At 59.2% G+C, this 17,384-nt stretch carries 14 protein-coding genes and 1 tRNA gene; 10 read left to right on the top strand and 5 right to left on the bottom strand.

Annotated elements, in window-relative coordinates:
* Positions 1-12 precede the first annotated feature (12 nt).
* On the top strand, positions 13-855 hold the full coding sequence (locus FHX08_RS14805; protein WP_132652779.1) for a glycosyl transferase: 843 nt from the start codon (positions 13-15) through the stop codon (positions 853-855).
* Between the two features lie 78 nt (positions 856-933).
* Positions 934-1,437, top strand: a complete 504-nt coding sequence (locus FHX08_RS14800; RefSeq protein ID WP_132652778.1) for a hypothetical protein — start codon at positions 934-936, stop codon at positions 1,435-1,437.
* Positions 1,438-1,470: 33 nt separating this feature from the next.
* Here the strand turns inward: FHX08_RS14800 and FHX08_RS14795 are convergent, their stop codons facing one another.
* The gene (locus FHX08_RS14795; protein ID WP_132653221.1) at positions 1,471-2,979 is read right to left on the bottom strand and encodes a glycosyltransferase family 39 protein; all 1,509 of its coding nucleotides are present in this window, start codon (positions 2,977-2,979) and stop codon (positions 1,471-1,473) included.
* 809 nt (positions 2,980-3,788) lie between these two features.
* On the opposite strand from FHX08_RS14795, the gene FHX08_RS14790 reads away from it, so the two are divergent.
* The 5 genes from FHX08_RS14790 (at position 3,789) to FHX08_RS14770 (ending at position 10,228) form a co-directional block, all read left to right on the top strand.
* Positions 3,789-6,230, top strand: coding sequence for a VapE domain-containing protein (locus FHX08_RS14790; RefSeq protein ID WP_165911863.1), 2,442 nt, complete (start codon positions 3,789-3,791; stop codon positions 6,228-6,230).
* A gap of 694 nt (positions 6,231-6,924) precedes the next feature.
* The gene (locus tag FHX08_RS14785; RefSeq protein WP_132652776.1) at positions 6,925-7,887 is read left to right on the top strand and encodes a sterol desaturase family protein; all 963 of its coding nucleotides are present in this window, start codon (positions 6,925-6,927) and stop codon (positions 7,885-7,887) included.
* A gap of 330 nt (positions 7,888-8,217) precedes the next feature.
* Complete coding sequence (locus tag FHX08_RS14780; RefSeq protein ID WP_132652775.1) at positions 8,218-8,931, top strand: hypothetical protein; 714 nt, start codon at positions 8,218-8,220, stop codon at positions 8,929-8,931.
* A gap of 368 nt (positions 8,932-9,299) precedes the next feature.
* Entirely contained in the window at positions 9,300-9,578 is a 279-nt protein-coding gene (locus FHX08_RS14775) for a hypothetical protein (protein ID WP_132652774.1), read from the top strand.
* Positions 9,579-9,700: 122 nt separating this feature from the next.
* The gene (locus tag FHX08_RS14770) at positions 9,701-10,228 is read left to right on the top strand and encodes a hypothetical protein (protein WP_184327273.1); all 528 of its coding nucleotides are present in this window, start codon (positions 9,701-9,703) and stop codon (positions 10,226-10,228) included.
* Between the two features lie 139 nt (positions 10,229-10,367).
* On the opposite strand, the gene FHX08_RS14765 is transcribed toward FHX08_RS14770, so the two are convergent.
* The 3 genes from FHX08_RS14765 to FHX08_RS14755 all read right to left on the bottom strand — a co-directional run bounded on the left by FHX08_RS14765 (position 10,368) and on the right by FHX08_RS14755 (position 12,112).
* Complete coding sequence (locus FHX08_RS14765) at positions 10,368-10,874, bottom strand: hypothetical protein (RefSeq protein ID WP_132652772.1); 507 nt, start codon at positions 10,872-10,874, stop codon at positions 10,368-10,370.
* 78 nt (positions 10,875-10,952) lie between these two features.
* Positions 10,953-11,028: transfer RNA gene (locus FHX08_RS14760), tRNA-Thr, on the bottom strand.
* Between the two features lie 124 nt (positions 11,029-11,152).
* Complete coding sequence (locus FHX08_RS14755; protein WP_132652771.1) at positions 11,153-12,112, bottom strand: nitronate monooxygenase family protein; 960 nt, start codon at positions 12,110-12,112, stop codon at positions 11,153-11,155.
* Positions 12,113-12,522: 410 nt separating this feature from the next.
* On the opposite strand from FHX08_RS14755, the gene FHX08_RS14750 reads away from it, so the two are divergent.
* Entirely contained in the window at positions 12,523-13,749 is a 1,227-nt protein-coding gene (locus tag FHX08_RS14750) for a regulator (RefSeq protein ID WP_132652770.1), read from the top strand.
* Between the two features lie 19 nt (positions 13,750-13,768).
* Here the strand turns inward: FHX08_RS14750 and ppk2 are convergent, their stop codons facing one another.
* Positions 13,769-14,650, bottom strand: a complete 882-nt coding sequence (ppk2, locus tag FHX08_RS14745; RefSeq protein WP_132652769.1) for a polyphosphate kinase 2 — start codon at positions 14,648-14,650, stop codon at positions 13,769-13,771.
* 245 nt (positions 14,651-14,895) lie between these two features.
* On the opposite strand from ppk2, the gene phoR reads away from it, so the two are divergent.
* Together phoR and FHX08_RS14735 are read left to right on the top strand one after the other, a co-directional pair.
* The gene (phoR, locus tag FHX08_RS14740; RefSeq protein ID WP_132653220.1) at positions 14,896-16,119 is read left to right on the top strand and encodes a phosphate regulon sensor histidine kinase PhoR; all 1,224 of its coding nucleotides are present in this window, start codon (positions 14,896-14,898) and stop codon (positions 16,117-16,119) included.
* A 198-nt stretch (positions 16,120-16,317) separates the two neighbouring features.
* Positions 16,318-17,352 carry a substrate-binding domain-containing protein gene (locus FHX08_RS14735; RefSeq protein WP_132652768.1) on the top strand — a complete coding sequence of 345 codons (1,035 nt, stop codon included), beginning with the start codon at positions 16,318-16,320 and terminating at the stop codon, positions 17,350-17,352.
* Positions 17,353-17,384 lie beyond the last annotated feature (32 nt).

Here is a 17,384-nt window from a genome sequence, read left to right as displayed (position 1 = left end):
AAATGGCGAGATATGATGGCGCATGTTTTGGCTGCGAGCGGCGGCGTTAAACAGGTAATTTGCATCAACTGGGGTACAAAATACGGACCGACTTTCGTCAACCGGCTGTATGCGATGGTGGCGCGCAACATCACGCCGCCCTTTACCTTCACATGCTTCACCGACTCCCGGGACGATCTCCATCCCGGCATCCTGTGCGAGGATCTGCCGCCGCTCGACGTCGAAATGCCGGTCAATACGCGGGGCATCTGGCCGAAGGCGAGGCTTTGGGGGCCGAAGCTCGGAAGCCTGAGCGGGCCTGTCCTCTATCTGGACCTCGACCTGGTCGTCGTTGCCTCCCTCGATGACTTCTTCAAAGTCGGGGGGCCTGATGATGTCGTCATGGCCCGCAACCAGACGACGCCTTTCGAAAGGCTCGGCCAGAGCTCGCTCTTTCGCTTTCCGGTCGGCAAGCTCGTGCCGCTGCAGGAAAAGTTCAGGGCCGACCCGCAGAAAGTGGCCGATGAATATAAGTATGAGCAGCGCTTCGTAACCCGCAATGCGCCCGGAGGCGTCAAATTCTTTCCGCGCCGGTGGGTACTGCATTTCCGGCAGGATTGCCACTGGGCCTTTCCGCTGAACTACTTTCTTGCCCCGCGCCTGCCATCCAGCGCTCGCGTTGTCCTCTTCCCGCGCGGCTTCCACCCGCAGAACGCCATCGAAGGGAAATTCGGCCCGAGAGGCCGGGCCGAAACGAGGCTCGAGCATGTCAGGGGCGTCTTCGATATCAGCAAACGCGACGGCAAGCCGCCCTTCCGCTACCTGCGCCACTATATTCTCCCGACCCCCTGGGTGGCTGAGCACTGGCACGAGTGACGGCCGAAGTTCCGATTTCGGCGGAACAATTTCTCGCTTTGACTGTTGTCAGCCCAGGAAAACTCCCTGGGTGCTCTCATGCGTCCTGCTCTTTTCGCAACAGTGCTCTCGCTCACGGGCCTCGCTGCCGGCGCCAACGCGTCCGAAGCGGATTTCCTCAATTCATTGGCGGGCGACTGGAGCGGAGGCGGAATGGTCCTGACCAGGATCGGCGGCGCGAAGGTCAATGTATCGTGCAATCTCAAATCCGATGCGAGCGCTTCGGCCGTTGCCATGAATGGCAGCTGTCGCGGTCTCGCCTTCATCACGAGAAGCTTTTCGGCAAATGTGAAGGCATCCGGCCAACGGTATACCGGCAATTACACAGGCCCCTCGGGTCTGCCTTCCCGGCTTGTCGGCAGCAGGCGAGGGGATGCCCTCACCTTCAATGTCACCTGGGCGCGCGTCACCAATGGCGATCGGAGCGCAAACATGATGATCCAAAAAGTGGGGCAGAACGGCCTTCGCCTGCAGACCGTCGATCGCGATCCGGCGTCCGGCCAGTCGGTGGTGACGAGCCGCATCGATCTGCAGCGGCAGTGACTGCCATTATTGGCACGCAATCGACGCCGGCGATCACTTCACCGCATATCCATCCGACAGCCGGCCCTCGACCCAGGCATAACCGAGGGAAAAGGCATGTTTCGGATTCCCGAAGAGATAAGGCAGCGTCAGGGCCTGTGTTTGGGGCAATTCGATGCCGGCTGCCTGCAGGCGGGCCGCAAACTCTGGTGGAATGGTCGCATCGCTCGCCGTGCGGCCGCGCCAGACAATGAGCACGGGTCCGTCGGCGCGCGCGTAGCTGCTCGTCTGACGATCGGGAAAATCGGGCAAGACGGTGGGCACATCAGGCCATTGCAAGCGAATATTGCCGGCCAGGTATTTGCTGGAGGCAATCACGAGAACCGGCTTGCGGCTTTCACCCAATTTTGATGCAAATTCCGCCATGGGCACATTGAGGATCGGGTAGCTTCCAAGAAAGCCGGCCCCGACGATCCTGAGGGTCAGCACCGACATTATTATCACCATCGCCGCCGGCACGACCGGCAGAAAACGGCGAACCCCGGCCGACATGTCGAAGCCTGCGGCCTGCATTTTCAGGAACAGGTAGATCGGCAGGACGAGAAGGAACGGGTCAAGCCACCGTTCGTGAATATGACTTGCGCCGCCGATGATCACGATGACGACCGAAAGCAGGCTTGCTGCCATCATGCGTTCGATCAGCCGTATCATTGGGCTGGTTGCCTTGAGCGCGCGGAAAAAATCGCGCCGGAAGCAGGCTGCAAACAGGACGATCGGCAGTGCTGAGAAACCAATGACGGCAATGAGCAGTGAGACAAGCCCCTTGCCGATCCGCAGGATGGCGCTGCCCGCTTCGTGCCTGGCGCCCATCCGCTCGAGAGTTGCGGCTGAAGCGCTCTGGATGTTGTCGGGCAGCCACAGCGCATGCGGCAGAACGATGAGAATGGCGACGGCAATCGCCACCAGCATTCGCCAGTCAAAAAGATGGCGGCGCCATTGGCTGTCCGGCAATACCGCAAGGAAAGCCGCAGCCGGCAGAATGGCAAAATTATATTTGGAGATCAGCCCGACGCCGACGGCGATGCCGACCACCAGATAGGAGGCGAATGTCGGCTGCCGAAGCGTCCTGAAAAAGCCGTAGAGAAACAGCGAGGTCGCAACCAGCAGCGCCACGGTATGGGTAAGCTCGCGCTGCGCCAGAAAGCCGACTTGCGGCAGGATAATGAGGCTCAGCATGGCAATGGCTGCGAGCGACTTATCCTTCAGCGCTTCTCGTGCGGCAAAGCCATAGAACAGATAGCAGAGAAAAAGCAGGATGTTTTTGGGAACCACGAGCGTCCAGAGCGACAGGCCGGCGACCGAAACCACCGCATATTGCAGCCAGTTATAGAATGGCGGCTGCGGGCCGTAGCCCAGCAGGAGAAATTGCGAGAAAAATGCCTGTTCGGATTCATCGAGACCGAGCGTGTCGGGCTGTATCAGGCGAAGCGCGATGTTGAGAACGAAATATCCCGCCAGGAAAAGTCCGGCTGCCGCGATGCTCTGACCAATGCCGAAAAGCATCGGTCCGCGTTCGGCAACGACATTTTCCTCGCTCGCCGAGGGCAACGTGCTTTCAATGGTCATGGCTGGCTGACTGAATGGACAAGATTTACCGGCGGCTCCTCGCAATGTGCCGTTCAGCCTTGCCTCGTCTCATGCGATGCGGCGTCTGCGGCCTGACTTGGGCCAAGCCCGAGCCAGTCGATCACTTTTTCGTCGTCGTAAGTCCCCTCGACCTTCGCAGGTCGTTCCCCGACAGATCGCAACATGCGGTCGCAAATATCAAGCGTATCGCGGGCGGAGATAGTCCGAACTCGGCCTGGAAGTTTTCTTCTGTGTCACACCGGCCACAGGTTGACACCGTGGTGCATCGCTTTCGGTGGAATTTGAAGGGCGCCGCCCGACGCGTCTTTGCAAGCCGGTCTTGCCGGTGATTGGGCATTGAGATCCGAAAGCAAGCCATGCCGTCCGGCATCGGGCAGGTATCGCAGTGAAATGCATCGCATTCATCAAGACAACCATCGTTGCGCATTCTGCTTCTGATCGGAGTTTCAGAGCAATGAGCATGACTGGCAGGCCAATCTCCTACACGCTTTTAAGCGCGAGCGACGTTCAGAAGATCGCTCCGGTGTCGAATGTGACGCTCTGGCGCTGGGTGAGGGACGGGAAGTTTCCCGCGCCCATCCGGGTCGCGAAAAACAACTTCTGGAGGTCCGACGAAGTCGGCGCCTGGATGGATGAAATGTCCACGAGGCGCGTTGCGTCAAATCCGAAAGCCTCTTCTCGGCAAAGCGCATAGGCGTCGGCCCTCGAGTTTCATCGGAAAATCCATGGATAGAATCTCGCAATATCAGCCATCGCCGGGGGCGGGTGTCTCAGGCTGCATCGAGCGGCTGCGCCGCGACGTGTCCCTGTCTTCGACAGCTGCGCAATACGGCTGCAAGCTTACTCGCAGCGGGCAGGAATTTTCCGCCTGCTGCCCCTTTCATGCCGAAGACACCCCATCGTTCACGATCTTCGCCGGCCAGGATGGGGTCGAGCGCTTCCATTGCTTCGGCTGCGGCAGGAAGGGGGATGTGCTGGATTTCGTGCAGGAGATCAGAGGCGTCGATCTTCCCGAAGCGATCCGCATTCTCGGCGGCCGCGACGACATCAAGCCGAACGTTCCTCCTCGACATATCCCGGCAGCGACCATCTACGAGGGACTGGTGCCCCTTGCCCCGCCGCACCGTCTGCTTCAGGCCGGCCGGCGCATCACGCTCTATAATCCGAAACGGCGGGGGACGCCCTCGGAATGGGGCGCCTTCACCCCATCGACGGTCTTTCCCTATCGAAATGCCGATGGCTCCCTTCTCGGCTACGTCCTGCGCCGCGATCTGCCTGATGGCGGCAAGGAGACGCCGATGGTCATGTTCGTTCGCCTCCCCGATAGCAGAAAGACCTGGTCGCGTTTCCCCTTCCCGAAGCCGCGGCCGCTCTACGGCCTCGAAACGCTTTCCGATGAAACGACCGGGAACGATGGCCCGGTGGTGATTGTCGAGGGCGAAAAGTGCCGCGACCGCCTGCACCTGTTATCAGGGCGAACCGTCGTCTCCTGGCCGGGCGGAACCCAAGGCGTCACGCACACGGACTGGTCGCCGCTCTCGGGCCGGCACGTGCTGATCTGGCCTGATTTCGACGGCCCGGGCCTCTCGGCTGCCGATGATATCGCCGCCCGCCTGGCCGCGGTCGGCGCGCATGTGCAGCGCGTCGGCTTCACCGATGCGGCGCAGGCTTCCGATATCGAGCGCTACCGTTTCGACGATTGGCGGGCCGGCCGTTTTCCACGCCGCGGCTGGGACTGCGCCGATGCCGCCGATGCCGGATGGACGCAAAGCCAGCTCGACGCCTTCATGAGCGCCACGCTTCGCGACTGGAGGCCGGAGCCCGTTGCCGAGATGGAGCCCGTTTCTGAGATGGAGGAGGCGCGCGTCGTGCAGGTCAAGCGGGAAGGGTCTGTTGAGCCCTCCGCGAGCGCGCGTCCCGCGCAGGTCCCAGATGCGTCCGGGCGTTTCGGTCGCCTGATGGGCATCGAGCGCTTCGATATCGAACTCGAACAATGGCTGGTCGATCGCCGATGGTTCATCAAGCTCAACCTGCTTTCGGTCGAATTGGAGATCCATCGCAACGGCGGCATCGTTCCCATGAGCGACGCGCGGCTGGCGGAAATCCGCTTCGAGCTCGCCCGCGCGCAGGGCAGAGAGCCGTCCAAGGACAACATTGTCGATGCCCTGGTGCTGATCGGCGAGCGGCGGGCCTATCATCCGGTGCACGACTATCTCGCCGGCCTTCAATGGGATGGAAAGCCGCGCATCGACACCTGGCTCGTCGATTATTTCGGCGCCGAGGACACGGCCCTCAACCGCGCCTTCGGCCGCAAGATCCTCTGCGCCGCCGTTCGCCGCGTCAGGGATCCGGGCTGCAAATTCGATCACATGCTCGTCGTCGAGGGCCCCCAGGGCATCGGCAAATCCTCGGCCATCCTGGCGCTCTGCCATGACAGCGACTGGTTCACCGACCAGCTCGAAATCGGCGCCGACGCCAAGGTGACCATCGAAAAAACCGCCGGCCGCTGGATCCTGGAAATGCCCGAACTCGACGGCCTGAGCCGCCGCGACACCAACCGCGTCAAATCCTTCGTCCCCACGCAGGAAGATAGCGCCAGGCTCTCCTATGGCCGCTTTAGGAGCGACCGCAAACGGCAATTCATCCTCTTCGGCACCACCAACGAAAGCCGCTACCTGACCGACACCACCGGCAACCGCCGCTTCTGGATCGTCCGCGCGACGGCGGCCGATCCCGCCGGCATTGCGGCGGCGCGAGACCAGCTATGGGCGGAGGCTGCCGAGAGGGAGGCGGGTGAGAATATTTCTCTGGATAGTCAGGCATTGCGGAATGCAGCAGCCGGCGTTGCCCATGAATCGTCGGATTTTGGCCCGTGGCTGGAGATCCTTGGCGAGCGCATTCCGGAAGGCCCGCTGAAGATCAAGGCCACGGATGTCTGGAAGCTGGTCGGCTTCGATGGCCCGGAAACCATCAATAAACTGACGAAGGCGCATCACGCCCATATGCGTGCGGCGATGACCGGCCTCGGGTTCGAGAAGAGGGACAAGGGTGTCCGCTTCCGCGACGGCGAGAAAAAGACGGCCTATGTTCGCGGCGATCCGGACGAGGCTCGGGAATGGAGCCCCGACAGGCATGAGCCGGCATATGGCTACGGGTCGATTTTCTGACGCGCACGACACCCTGATAACCCGGCCACAGAGCCGGGTTTTTTGCTTCCCGAAGCATGGCGAACCTCCTCCACGCAACCTCCTCCAGGCCTGGAACCTCCTCCGGTGAAGACAGATTTTGGAGGAGGTTCATGGAGGTGGAGGGTGTATGGAGGAGGTAACCTCCTCCGGGTCAAGTTGTTGATTCGGTATCGTTATCGTCTGCTGGAGGAGGTGGAGGAGGTTGTTTGCTGAAAGGTGCCGGAAGCGGGTTTTGCCGGCCTATTTACGACGAAATACAAGGTGCTTCCGGCTAGTCTTGAAAAATGCGTTCTAACCTCCTCCACCTCCTCCGCGGGTCGAGGACTGCGGTTTTCGATGATCCGGGCGGATGCCCTGCGAACGGTGACACGATTTTGCCGGTGCAGCAAATCCGCCGCTTGAAGACGTTGCTCAGACCCTCAGCGGTCGTTATGGGTTGACTGGGCCGCACATCGAAGTGTCGAGCGGCGGCTGTGGAACAAATCTCGGCACGGCCCGAGGTCCCACGATCGGCGGTGCCTGATGCTCCTCGCCCCTCCTCCATGCCTCCCCCCGGGACTGCACTTCCACCGCCGGTAATACATCGAAAGGACGACCCCTTCGTCCTTTGAGCAATCTGGCAAAAGCGCATCGTCAGGACCAAGCTGTAAGGGTTCGCGTTTGGAGCAGTGCCATGGAGCTAGTCGAATACTGCGTACACAAGCTGGGGAGTTTTTTTTATAACACTTATTATCTGAATGGTCGGGCAATGGCGCTCAGTTTCGCCATATCCATCGGCTTGGTTCTGGCGGTTTTCGCAGTGGAACTCACCTATGTGGGGTACGGCAATTCCGGGTTCCGTCGGGTTTTCTTCGAACGCAGCAAATCCACAATCACCGACATCGTCTATTTCGTCCTTCAGGCGACGGGAATGATTACGCTATTTGCGGCGCTCGCATCATTTGGTCTGTCCTATGCCATCACCCACGCGGCTCAGGATATCCCCCACCTGGACCTTGCCCGAAGGCTACCAGGCTGGGCACATGTTCTCTTGTTCCTGGTGCTGTCAGATTTCTTGAGCTACTGGCAGCATCGGTTGATGCACCGGCTGCCCGTCCTATGGCGGCTGCACGAATTTCACCACGCAGCCGAAGAGTTCAACGCGCTGACGTCGTCGCGGGAGCATCCGCTGGAGAAGGCCATAAACCTGGTCATTATGGTCGTTCCGGCGCTGCTTGTCGGCCTGCCGACGGCCGAATTCGCCTTCGTGACCATCACCTTCGGCGCCATTGGTCTCGTCAAGCACAGTGCCATTCCCTGGCATGGCTGGTTTGGCAAATACGTGATCCAGTCACCACGCGACCACTTCATCCATCACTCCCGAATGCGGGAACATCACGACAAGAATTTCGCCAATTATTTCCCGATCTGGGATCATCTGTTCGGCACTTATTACGAGGGCGAGGCAGACGGTGCGAAGCTCGGTCTGGACCGCGACTACTTCAACCGAACCGATCCGTTCCGCGAAAGCATCGCCACAGAAATCCGTTTCTTCCAACGCGCGGGGCAAGCTGCCAAGGCCAAGTTCGGCATAAGCCCCATAAGCGCAAAACCTGCCTCGCCGCAGGGGCTGTCGGGCTCGCAACAGCGCCGGTAGCGAAGCTGGCATCGCTCTGTTGTGATGAGCGGCAGCTTTCGTTCGCGGCGATGCGGAGGAGGCGAAGGAATGGAGCCCCGACAGGCGCGAGCCGGCCTATGATTACGGTTCGATTTTCTGACGCGCAGCGACGTCAGGACAACCCGGCCACCGAGCCGGGTTCTTTATTTCGCGTCTAGGATTTAGCACGCGGAATAAGCGTTTTGTTAACGCGCCGAATTCAAAGTTGTGGCAACGAATATCTCGTATTTAGGTTGCTGGGCATGATGGCCCAAGCTCTTCCGTGCTGCGAATTCCGATGGGGGGAATTCCGGTACCAGAGGAATGAAAATGACCGCGATCTCTTCAGCGAACAATGCTGCACTGCTTATCCTGCAGCAGACGAACGCATCGTTGCTTCCCAACAAACAGCAAGCCGGGAAATCGGCTGCCGACACTATCGCAGCCATCGCTAACGGCGTTTCCAGTCAAACGAGCGCCGTGAAGGCTCAGGCCTCATCGGCAATCAACAACGCGCTGCTCGACGTCAAACAGAGCAACGACGGGATCGTCTCGAGCGCGCTCGATTTCCTGGATTCTGGCAACTTCAAAACCAGCGATGCCGGTGTTACCGACGTCATCAAGAAGCTCATCAACGACGATGGGAACAAGTTCGCCTCGCTGGTCAAAGCCGAAAAGGCGAAGAATCCCAGCATCAGCGATGACAACGCGATCGCCAACGCCATTCAGCGCCTGATACGGGACAACAGATCCAAGTTCGGTAACGGCGAATTCGTGATCGGCTTCCAGCTTGGAAACGGTGGCGCGATCATCTCGAACATCGAAGACAAGAATGGAAACAGCACCAGCAAGACCCTTGCGGCGGGATTGAAGACGGCCCAGTCCTCACTGATCGAGGCGGGGATGATCATCAGCAGGTCGGATGGGAGCAATACGGATGAGTTGAAAATGGCATCCGCAATGCTGACCAACAGCAATTTTGGCAAAGCCTTGAACGACGTGGCGGCTTGGAATGACAAGTGGCGGGATGCGTTCGGCTTTTGAGGCCGGCTACAATTCCGATGCATACGAAGAGGCCCAGATCGACGTTCGATCTGGGCCGATTAAATTCTTCTCCCCGAAGCGGTCTATCAGGAGATGGTCGACTGAGGGACGCAGCCGCCGCGCAGGCCAAGATCGCGACCGGATTCATGTGAATTATCTTGGGATACGACGAGAATCTAGGGCATTGAGGATGCTTGCCGCTTGCCAGAATCAGCGCTTGCATGAAGCGTATAGGGTGATGGTCCACTACAACCATCACCCTAACTCAAACCAAGCCAGGGACGGCGAGGCATGAAGGCACCTCAGACTTTAATCTCGCGTGGAGGAGCGTCAACCCGTTCCGTGGCAGATCACAGGAAAATCTCCACATGGCATATAATCTCTTTGTTGCGTATGACCTGATTTCCCCGGGTCAAAACTACGACGCTGTGCAGGCGCGCATAGCGGAACTGGGGCCGCATTTTAAATTCCAGTATTCACTATTCTACCTCCATACGGATCACACCCCGCAAGAAGTGTATGGGCTGGTTCGTGCGATGATGGATCAGAACGATCGTCTCGCGGTCATTATTGCTGAGGGCGGCCTTGTTACGAACTGGGATCATCCGCCAATCGAGGCCATAAACGCGATCTGGCAAGCCGCCTAGGCCACCAAGGTTGGAGGGCGCCAGTATCGTGCGCCCTCCAAGCAGCTGCTGAATAGCGGCGTCGTCTTAGTCTTCAAGCCGAGCCAATAGAAGGCTGGTGCAACTATGTGGCGGAGTCGAACGTGCCCAAAATCAACCCTGTTTCCCTGCCGCCATTGGAGCCCATGAAAGCAGAAGTCGGAAATGGGATTGCCGCCTTTTCTCAGATCGAGTCTTTTCTTGCACTACTATATGCGCAGTTCATGCACCCTGCACCGCGAGCTCTGAGCTTGTTATCGTTCGACGCCGCACGACACATCGAGATTAAATGCAGGGTGCTCAAAGTTGTTGGTCAGCAGTGCCTTTCGGGACATCATCTTTCCGATTTCGAAAAACTTATGCAGCGCGTTAAGCGGAAGACTGAAATGCGCAACAAGTTAGCTCACTGGCATGTAGCGCACTGGCATAAGAATCAGCCCGTATCGTCGGTGGAAGAGATCCGGCAGATGGAGCCGCGACTCATCCCACCCTATTTTAGTTCTGGGAACCTCGATTTTAGCCCTGATCAGCCTATCGGAATGTCGGAACTTAAAGATTTTAGTTCGGGATGTAGGAAACTGGCGACGGACCTTTCCGCCTTTTTGACCGGGAGGGCGTTTAATGCCGATTGAAATCTGCTTTCGCTCAAAGGTCGTTGGGCAAGTAGTACCCAGCAGGAGGTGCTTCAGTTTCAGTCGGTTCTCATGGGTGAAAGGGCTTAATGAGGGCGCGGTATATGAGGTTATCAACTACCTCAATTCGCAAATCACTTCAAAAATTACACTGAACGGTCGAGCAGTTTACGATCACCTCTTGCCATTCATAGTACCACAACAAACCTTGCGCGATAACAGTCGAGACCGCGACAACCAATATCATCTGTCGGAGCGTGAGAGATTTCCAAAACATCAACCGAGCTAGAAGTAGGCAGCTGGTCATCCCTGCCGGAAACATTAAAACTGGCACCCATGAAACAAGTTCTGATTCAAATCGGTTTTTCGACGAACAGCACAAGAAGTATTTGTGGTCTTCCGAAAGGCCAAGAATGACGTCGGTCAACGCTATATACCCACTCCAAACCACCGACACCGGGCCAAGAAGAAACCCCACAATAGCGACGACGATGAATGCCCCAAAAAACAGGAACGCGTCCAGGCCAAGCATAAAAACGAGTGTTTTCAGAATGAGGAAGACTGGCGATACCAGAACACAAAGCAACGTCGCCCAAGCCCACTTTTGTCTCTGAGTTGAAAGATCGACTTCGGCAGGCACATCCATGCGTGGCCCCTCAAATGTGAAAAAGCAAAACTACTATGTGGTAGTGGGGAGGGTAATTTTTGAATTTCAAAGAAAAAATGGTGCCGCTTACGTGACTCGAACACGTGACCCCATCATTACGAATGATGTGCTCTACCGACTGAGCTAAAGCGGCAATCCGGCGGGCGAAGCGTGTCGCCCGCGATTTGCATGGGGCTGATACAGGCATTGTCTCAAGATTTCAAGCACCCTCTTATGCCCCCGGGCAAAAAAGCTGAAGCCTGTGGAAGGCCTCCGCTTCAAAGCGCCAGCCGGGCGCGAGCGGCCTGATATTCCGCTTCCAGCCGGTCGACCAGCTTTGCCACCGGCTCCACGGCCTTGATCGCGCCGATGCCCTGGCCGCTGCCCCAGATGTCCTTCCAGGCCTTTGCGCCGCCCGTTGCCTGTTCGAAATCCATCTTCGAGGGATCGGCGTCGGGCAGGTTGTCCGGGTCGAGGCCGGCGGCGCGGATGGAGGGTTTCAGGTAGTTGCCGTGCACGCCGGTGAAATAGTTGGAGTAGACGATATCGGCGGCAGCACCCTCGACGATCGCCTGCTTGTAGGCGTCGGCGGCGCGCGCCTCCTCGGTCGCGATGAAGGGGGTGCCGATATAGGCCATGTCGGCGCCCATGGCCTGGGCTGCCAGAATGGCGTCGCCGGTCGCAATCGCGCCGGCGAGCAGCAGCGGGCCGTCGAACCATGCGCGGATTTCCTGCACCAGCGCGAAGGGGGAAAGCGTGCCCGCATGTCCGCCCGCTCCTGCCGCAACCGCGATCAGCCCGTCCGCGCCCTTGCGGATCGCCGAATTGGCATGGCGGTTGTTGATGATGTCGTGCAGCACGATGCCGCCGTAGGAATGAACCGCTGCATTCACCTCCGGCACCGCGCCGAGCGAGGAAATGACGATCGGCACCTTGTATTTCACGCAGAGCATCAGATCGTGCTCCAGCCGCTTGTTCGACATATGGACGATCTGGTTGACCGCGAAGGGGGCGGCCGGCCGTTCCGGATGCCTGGCATTATGATGGGCAAGATCTTCTGACATCATCGCCAGCCACTCGTCGAGCTGACTTTCCGGCCGCGCGTTCAGCGCCGGAAAGGCGCCGATCACGCCGGCCTTGCATTGCGCCAGCGTCAGCGCCGGATGCGAAATGATGAAAAGCGGCGAGCCGATGACCGGCAGTCTCAAATTATCCGTGAGGATCGGCGGCAAGGCCATGCGGTCACCGTTTTTGACGTTTACGAAAACGTCAACTGATGTATCAGAGCCGGCGCCCAAGGAAAAGAGCGCCAGAGGAAAAGAGCTCGGGGAAAAGAGTAAGAGCGAAAGCTGCGCCTTTTCCGTAATCCTGTCCACTTTCAGAATATCAAATGAAACCTTGGGAACGCCGGGCGGCATCGCTTTTCCCCCGCCCATGCGCTCCGAAGGGGCTGCAAGGCTTGCGGTTTGCCGTACTTGCCGTTACCGAATTTTGACAGACATTCAATCTCTAGAGCATGTCGCGCAAATGTGTGCGGCGGTTTTGTGGTAACGACGTGCGAAACCAGGAGCCTGAAGCATGGCAAGCGATCTGAAAATCGCGACACGCTTTTGGGGTGGATGTCGCGACGAAACGCGAAGGACCCGACGTGAGCGGACTAGAAACGGCCATCAGAACTGCGCTCGATAGTTCCGACCGCGACAGCGCGGAAGTTCGCGCACGCATCTATCAGTCTGCGCGTCAGGCGCTGGAAGCCGGCCTGCGTAAGCAGGATATCACCGATGCCGATGTCGTGGCCTATCACCGCCATCGTCTGGAAACCACGATCCATACGATCGAGAGCGAGGAGCGCGCCCGCCTTCACCCGCGCCAGGGGCCTCCGGAGGTTCCCGTCCCGCCCGTCGTCGAGATGCCTGAGCCCGTGCATCAGGTGGAAGAGCCGGCCGATCGCGCAGAAGAGCCCGCTTATCGCGCGCATGAGGACAACCATCTCGCCGTTGTCGGCGAAACGCGCGGCTATGATGCCGCCGGGTATGTCGATGATGCGAGCCTGGACGATGTTCACGCCAGCAGCGCCGATCAGCTGGGGGCGGCACCTGCTGGAGAAATGCGCGGAGAGATGCGCGCAACGCCGCAGAAGGCCGGCGGCATGGATTTTCGCCCCGAGAGGGCCGCTGTCCGCCGCAAGCCGCGCAAGTTCTTTTCGCGTCTGCTCGTCTGGTGCGTGGTTCTCGCCTTCATCGGCATGGGCGGCTGGTGGGCCTATACTTCCGGTCTGCTGAAGACGGCGGCCGAGCGCGATACCAGCGTCGCAAATCCGCCTGCCAGCACGCAGCCGGAGGATTTCAATGGCGAGGAGAGTGCCGGCAACGGCGCGTCGCCGCAGAACGATGCACCGGTCGCCATCGATCCGCAGAATAGCTTCTCGGCGGACTGGATCGAAGTCTTCAAGCCTGCCGATACCGACAAGATCCAGGCCGGTCCGCGTGCGCGCTCGGAAAACGTCACCGAAACCGAAGGCCCAGCCGTGCGCCTGACCTCCGAGAGCGGCAATACCGATGGCAACGTCTCCGTCAGCATTCCCGCCAATGTGCTGCAGCAGCTCGCCGGCAAGTCCTCGACCGTGGCGCTCACCCTGCAGTCCACTACGGACGAGCCGACCCAGATCACCGTCGAGTGCGATTTCCAGTCGCTCGGCAATTGCGCCCGCCATCGTTTCAATGTCACGCGTGAAAAGTCGGATGCGCTGCTCCAGGTGCGCTTCGACCGCTCGCTCGCGCCGAATTCTCCGGGCCGGCTGATGATCAACAGCGATGTCGACGGCAAGGCCCGCGGCATCAATCTCTTTGCCGTGCGCATCCTGCCGGGCCAGTAAGCGGCCCGGTTGCCTCGGTTTATTTCAGGAAGCCGGGACCGGAGCCGATGATCTTGTCATCGAGCGCGCCGATCGCGTCCTTGTTCTTGCCGTCATAGTCGATGGTGTCAAGCATGTGGCGGATGAGGTTCAGCCGCGCCCGGCGCTTGTCATTGGCACGGATCACCGTCCAGGGGGCGAATTCCGTGTGGGTTTCCTTCAGCATGCGGTCGCGCTTCTCGCTATAATCGCCCCATTTGGTCAAGGCGGCTATATCCATCGAAGAGAGTTTCCAGCAGGCGAGCGGGTCATGCCGCCGGTCATGGAAGCGCTTGATCTGCATTTCCCGGCCGATATCGAGATAGAATTTGAAGAAGAATATGCCTTCGTGGACGATGACCTTCTCCACCTGCGGCGCCTGGTGCAGGAAATCCTCATATTGTTTCGACGTGCAGAAGCCCATGACCGGCTCCACGCCGGCACGATTGTACCAGGAGCGGTCGAAGAGCACGAATTCGCCCGATGTCGGAAACTGCGTGATATAGCGCTGGAAATACCATTGGCCCTGTTCCCGGTCGGTCGGCTTGGCAAGCGCCACCACGCGGGCAAGGCGCGGGTTCATATGCGCCGAGGAGGCCTGGATCGCGCCGCCCTTGCCGGCGGCATCGCGCCCTTCGAAGAGGGCCATCACCCGTTTGCCCGTCGCCTGCAGCCAGAACTGCACCTTTACCAGCTCTGCCTGCAGCTGCCTGAGCTCTTGGTAATACTCGTCTTCCTTCAGCTTCTTCTTGTAAGGATAGTCGCCGGATTCGAGCGCGTGGTCATCCACCCATCCGGGCAGGACGGGATCGTCGATATCGAAGACGCGCCTCTTGCCCCTGATCTCCAGTTCCACGGCCCTGCTTTCGACATCGTTGGCCATCGCTCCCTCCGGTGCTTGATGGTTTCGTTTTGCAAGAGGCGAACATATTTATCATTGAAAATCAAATCCACTGCGTAAGCAAAGCGCAATTCGCCGTCGCGCGGCTGCGGCTTTTCGCGCAAGTTTCGCAAACGGAAAACTTCTGTCATGAAACGCGGCTATCAGGCAGAGTTTGAATGTAAAGAAAACGAATCGATGCCGTGAGAGGCACTTTGGAAGACGACATGCCGTGGACGAAAAGCCTGTTGGCGCGAATTCGGCGCGAGCGCCCGGTTTTGCTGGCGACGCTCTTGAGCGCGCTGGTGGCGCTGGCTGCGGGCATGAACAAGTGGATCGTGCTTGCCCTGCTGCTCGTGATGGCTTTCGCGTCGCTCTTCAACGAGGCCCCGGTCATCAAGCCCGATGCCGTCGAGCCGGTCGAGCCGGAGCCCGAACTGCTTCCGAGCCGCCTGCCGGAGGTCTCCGCCACATTGGCTGGGCTCGATATCCCGGTCATGGTGCTCTCGGAAGATGCCTCGGTGCTCTTTCAGAACCGCGCGGCCGAAAAGGCATTCGGCGAGGTGACGCTCGGCTCGCATATATCGGCGCGGCTGCGTTCGCCGGGCGTCTTGGACATGGTGCGCGAAACCATCGCCACAAACGCGCCGAACCAGATCGAACATTCCGAGCGGCTGCCATCCGAGCGCGTCTATATCGTTCGCAGCGCCCCCGTCGAATTCAAGGATGATGACGGCCGCGACGAACGCTTTTACATCCTCTCCTTCCGCGATATTTCCGAGGTGCGCCGCATCGATCGCATGCGCTCGGATTTCGTCGCCAATGCCAGCCATGAGCTGCGCACGCCGCTGGCCTCGCTGCGCGGCTTCATCGAAACCATCCAGGGGCCGGCGAAAAACGATCCGAAGGCGCAGGCACGCTTCCTCGGCATCATGCTCGACCAGACGACGCGCATGAGCAGGCTCGTCGACGATCTCCTGTCTCTGTCAAGGCTGGAGCTCAAATCGCATATCGCCCCCGACGAGAAGGTGGATCTCGTGCCGCTTCTCGGTCATGTCAGGGATTCGCTCGTACCCCTTGCAAGGGATGTCGGCGTCTCGATCAACCTGCACCTGCCTGAGGGTAAGGTTGAAGTTCTGGGAGACCGCGACGAACTCGTCCAGGTCTTCGAGAACCTGATGGAAAATGCCTGCAAATACGGGCAGGAGGGCGAGACGGTCGATGTCTGGCTGAAGAACGGCGCCGGCCAGCCGGTGGAAGTCAGCGTCATCGACAAGGGGCCGGGAATTCCGGCCGAACACGTGCCGCGCCTGACCGAGCGTTTCTATCGCGTCAGCATCGAGGACAGCCGTTCCAAGAAGGGCACGGGGCTGGGGCTTGCCATCGTCAAGCACATTCTGACGCGCCACCGTGCGCGGCTGATCGTCAAATCCGAAGTTGGCAAGGGGACCGAGTTTACCGTGCGCTTCTGACGCAATATGTCGCACACAATTTGATACGAGAATATTTTCACATTAAAAATCAACAACTTAACCTGTCATAAATGTTTCATCGGTTTGACATAAAAGGACGGTGCTTAAGGAGCTAAGAGAGTCCTGCCGATGAAAAAAGGCAATGCGAGGGCCTCTCTGAGGCCGCACTCACACAAGCCCAAATGCCGGGAGATTCAAATGAACACCTTTAAACTCACTGTTGCCGCGCTCGCTGCAACCGCCGCTTTCGCTGGCGTTGCTGTCGCTCGCGACCAGATCCAGGTTGCTGGTTCGTCCACCGTCCTGCCTTACGCGAAGATCGTTGCCGAGTCTTTCGGCGAGACCTTCACCAACTTCAAGACGCCGGTCGTCGAATCCGGCGGCACGGGCGCTGGTCTGAAGGAATTCTGCAAGGGCGTCGGTGAAGACACGATCGACATTGCCAACGCTTCGCGCCCGATCAACAAGAGCGAGCTGGAAGCCTGCAAGGCCGCCGGCGTAACGGACATTCAGGAAGTCAAGATCGGTTATGACGGCATCGTCTTCGCAACCGACGCTTCCAACCCGGACGTTGCTTACGTTCCGGCCGATATCTACAAGGCCCTCGCTGCGCAGGTCGTTGTCGACGGCAAGCTCGTCGCCAACCCGTACAAGAAGTGGTCCGACGTCAACCCGAAGCTTCCGGCTGTTGATATCGCTGCCTATATCCCGGGCGAAAAGCACGGCACCCGCGAAGTCTTCGAACAGAACGTTCTGGCTGCCGGCTGCAAGGCTTCCGGCGCAACCGACGTTATCGCCAAGGAAATCTCCGACAAGGCTGCCCAGGCAAAGGCTTGCGTCGCAGTCCGCAAGGACGGCGCTGCCGTTGACATCGACGGCGACTATCCGGAAACGCTGGCACGCATCGCTGCCAACAAGACCGGCGTTGGCGTATTCGGCCTCTCCTTCTACGAAAACAATGCCGACAAGCTCAAAGTTGCGACCATGAGCGGCATCGTTCCGTCGACGGAAACCATCGCTAACGGCACCTACCCGGTTTCCCGCCCGTTGTTCTTCTACGTCAAGAAGGCACATCTCGGCGCCGTTCCGGGCCTGAAGGAATATGTCAACTTCTTCGTATCCGACCAGATGATCGGCCCTGACGGCCCGCTCGCCGAATACGGTCTCGTTGCTGCTCCGGATGCAGAGCGCGATGCGATCCGCAAGGACGTAGAGGCTGGCAAGACCATGTAATGAACTTTGCCGGCGCGGCGCTCGGGGGCGTC

The organism is Rhizobium sp. BK529 (genome assembly GCF_014194105.1).
Classification (GTDB): Bacteria; Pseudomonadota; Alphaproteobacteria; order Rhizobiales; family Rhizobiaceae; genus Rhizobium.
The sequence above is the reverse complement of the archived record's forward strand: the minus strand, read 5'-3'. Positions and strand labels throughout refer to the sequence as shown.

Bases quoted from the DNA above. Each gene is read 5' to 3' on its own strand.
- ppk2 (WP_132652769.1), bottom strand. From the start codon at position 14,650: ATGGCCAACGATGTCGAAAGCAGGGCCGTGGAACTGGAGATCAGGGGC.
- FHX08_RS14780 (WP_132652775.1), top strand. From the start codon at position 8,218: ATGACCGCGATCTCTTCAGCGAACAATGCTGCACTGCTTATCCTGCAG.
- FHX08_RS14805 (WP_132652779.1), top strand. From the start codon at position 13: ATGATGGCGCATGTTTTGGCTGCGAGCGGCGGCGTTAAACAGGTAATT.
- FHX08_RS14790 (WP_165911863.1), top strand. From the start codon at position 3,789: ATGGATAGAATCTCGCAATATCAGCCATCGCCGGGGGCGGGTGTCTCA.
- FHX08_RS14800 (WP_132652778.1), top strand. From the start codon at position 934: ATGCGTCCTGCTCTTTTCGCAACAGTGCTCTCGCTCACGGGCCTCGCT.
- FHX08_RS14755 (WP_132652771.1), bottom strand. From the start codon at position 12,112: ATGGCCTTGCCGCCGATCCTCACGGATAATTTGAGACTGCCGGTCATC.
- FHX08_RS14775 (WP_132652774.1), top strand. From the start codon at position 9,300: ATGGCATATAATCTCTTTGTTGCGTATGACCTGATTTCCCCGGGTCAA.
- FHX08_RS14795 (WP_132653221.1), bottom strand. From the start codon at position 2,979: ATGCTTTTCGGCATTGGTCAGAGCATCGCGGCAGCCGGACTTTTCCTG.
- FHX08_RS14765 (WP_132652772.1), bottom strand. From the start codon at position 10,874: ATGGATGTGCCTGCCGAAGTCGATCTTTCAACTCAGAGACAAAAGTGG.
- FHX08_RS14785 (WP_132652776.1), top strand. From the start codon at position 6,925: ATGGAGCTAGTCGAATACTGCGTACACAAGCTGGGGAGTTTTTTTTAT.
- FHX08_RS14735 (WP_132652768.1), top strand. From the start codon at position 16,318: ATGAACACCTTTAAACTCACTGTTGCCGCGCTCGCTGCAACCGCCGCT.